Source organism: Dietzia sp. B19 (assembly GCF_014145155.1).
Lineage (GTDB): Bacteria > Actinomycetota > Actinomycetes > Mycobacteriales > Mycobacteriaceae > Dietzia > Dietzia natronolimnaea.
Window position 1 is genome coordinate 1 of sequence record NZ_JAALED010000466.1, and the last position, 2,684, is coordinate 2,684.

Annotated in this window: 2 protein-coding genes; both read right to left on the bottom strand. The window is 71.6% G+C overall.

Annotated features, from left to right (window positions below; all coding sequences use genetic code 11):
• Positions 1–1,210 (bottom strand): NADH-quinone oxidoreductase subunit NuoN (gene nuoN / locus G6020_RS13000; protein ID WP_182610905.1); only part of this gene is annotated, 1,210 nt, incomplete at its 3' end.
• On the bottom strand, positions 1,207–2,684 hold a 1,478-nt coding region (locus G6020_RS13005; RefSeq protein ID WP_182610906.1), incomplete at its 5' end, for an NADH-quinone oxidoreductase subunit M. The genes G6020_RS13005 and nuoN, both read right to left, overlap by 4 nt.

Consider the following 2,684-nt stretch of genomic DNA (forward strand, 5'->3'; position numbering starts at 1 on the left):
CGCCCGCCACCAGCGGCTGACGCCGACCGAGCCCGGCCCAGGCCCGCAGGTCGCTGATCTCGGCACCGTCGGCGTCGCGGACCAGCCCGGCCACCGCGAACACGCCCACCGTGCTGACGGCGTACGCCGCGAGGTAGAACAGCATCGCCGTCGCCCCGGCGGCCTGGACCGCGATCGCCCCGGTGAGCAGGAACCCGGCGTGGGCGATGGAGGAGTAGGCCAGTAGCCGCTTGACGTCGTTCTGCGCGACGCCCACGATCGTCCCGACGATCATCGTCAGCGCCGCGATCACCCACAGCACGGGCGCCCAGTCCGCCTCGAGCCCGGGCACCGCGGTGTGGAAGAAGCGCAGGATCGCGCCGAACGCGGCGACCTTGGTGCCGGCGGCCATGAACGCGGTGATCGCGGTGGGCGCGCCCTGGTAGACGTCGGGCGTCCAGGTGTGGAACGGCACGGCGCCGACCTTGAACAGCAGGCCCACCGACATCATGGCCACGCCGATGAGGATCAGCGAGCTGGCGCCCTCGGCCTCCACGACGTCGGCGATCCCCCGGTAGTCCACGGTCCCGGCGTAGCCGTACACCAGCGCGACGCCGTAGACGAAGAACGCCGAGGAGAACGCGCCCAGGAGGAAGTACTTGACCGCGGCCTCCTGCGAGAGCAGCCTTCGGCGCCGGGCCATCCCGCACAGCACGTACAGCGGCAGGGAGAGCACCTCCAACGCGATGAACAGCGTGATCAGGTCGTTCGCCGCGGGGAACAGCATGAGGCCGCCCGTGGCGAACAGCGCGAGCGGGAAGATCTCCGTCTGGGTGAACCCGGCGCGCTCGGCCTCGCGTTCGCCCGAGCCGCCGGGGGCCACGGCGGCCTGGGGCGCGAAGCCCGCGAGCACCTTTCTGCGGGAGGCCGACGGGATCACGGTGCGTTCGCCGATCAGCAGGCCGGCGCCGAGGGCCACGACCACGGTCAGGCCCTGCAGGAACAGCGCCGGGCCGTCGACCGCGACCGCCCCCTCGGCCGTGACGATCCGGGTCCCGGCCAGGAGGACCACCGAGATGAGCGCGGCGGCGAGACCGCCCAGGTAGACGGCCATCTGTGTGCCATAGCGGCGCCGCGCGGGGACGAACGCCTCCACCAGTACGCTGACGATCCCCGCGCCGAACACCACGAGCAGCGGCGCGAGCGATCCGTACGCGATGTCAGGGGTCATCGGGTTCCTCCCACCAGCGCGACGGTGTGGGCGACCGCCGGTTCGATCACGTCCAACGCGGGCTGCGGGTAGAAGCCCAGCACGATCAGCGCCACCACCAGCGGGATCACCACCACGAGTTCCCGGGCGTCGAGATCCGGTGTCCGCGCGAGCCCGGGAGCCGGGGGTCCACCCATCACCCGCTGGTAGGTCCACAGGATGTAGACCGCCGCCAGGACGAACGTGCTCGTGGCGAGCACGGCGGCCACCGGGTACGGGCCGAAGGTCCCGATGAACACCAGGAACTCGCTGACGAACGGGGCCAACCCGGGCAGCGAGAGCGTGGCCAGGCCGGCGATGAGGAACGTCCCGGCCATCACGGGCGCGACCTGCTGGACACCGCCGTAGTAGCCGATCTCCCGGATGCGGTGCCGGTGGACGAGGAACCCGGCCACGAGGAACAACGCGGCCGTGGCGACGCCGTGGTTGACCATGTAGAGCGCCGATCCGGCCGCGGACTGCTCCGTCCTGGCGAAGATGCCCAGGACGATGAACCCGAAGTGGGAGATGGAGGCGTAGGCGATCAACCGGAGCAGGTCGGTCTGGGCGATGGCCATCACGCCGCCGTAGACGATGCTGATCACCGCCAGCATGATGAGCACCGGCGCCGCCGTGGCGGCCGCGTCCGGGAACAGCGGCAGGCTGTAGCGCAGCATCGCGAACGTGCCGACCTTGTCCACGACCGCCATCATCAGCACCGCGGAGGCGGGGGTCGCGGCCACGGCAGCACCGGGCAGCCAGGTGTGGAACGGCCACAGCGGCGCCTTGATCGCAAAGGCCAGGGTGAAGGCCGCGAACATCAGCAGCGCCACGCCGGGCGTGATCTCGAGTCGGCCGTCCGCGACGGCCGCGGTGATGAGGCGGTAGTCGAACGTCCCCGCCCCGATCGCGCCGTCTGTGCCGGCAGCCCCCAGCCCCGCGCGAGCGGTGAGCACGTACAGCCCGATCACCGCGACGAGCATGACCAGCCCACCGAGGAGGTTGTAGATGAGGAACCGCACGGCCGCCGCCGCCCGGTCGGCTCCGCTGGAATCGCTGCGGCCGAAGCCGCCGATGAGGAAGTACAGCGGGATGAGCATGGCCTCGAACGCGACGTAGAACAGCAGCACGTCCAGACTGGTGAACGCCACCAGCGCCAACCCCTGCGTGGCCAGCATCAGCGCCGGGTACGCCTGCGCGCGGCGGCTGTCGGACGCGGCGACGTCGTGCCACCCGGCCAGCAGGAGCAGTGGCATGAGGGCGGCCGTGAGCAGGACCAGCACCAGCGCGATCCCGTCGAGTCCGAGCGTGTAGGAGGCGCCGAAGGCGGGGATCCACGGGCGGGACTCGACGAACTGGTGGGTCTCGCCGCCGGGGTCGAACCCCACCGCGAGCGCGACCGCCACCGCCAGCACGACGAGGGAGGTGGCCAGGGCGAGGGGCCTGGCCGCGCGTC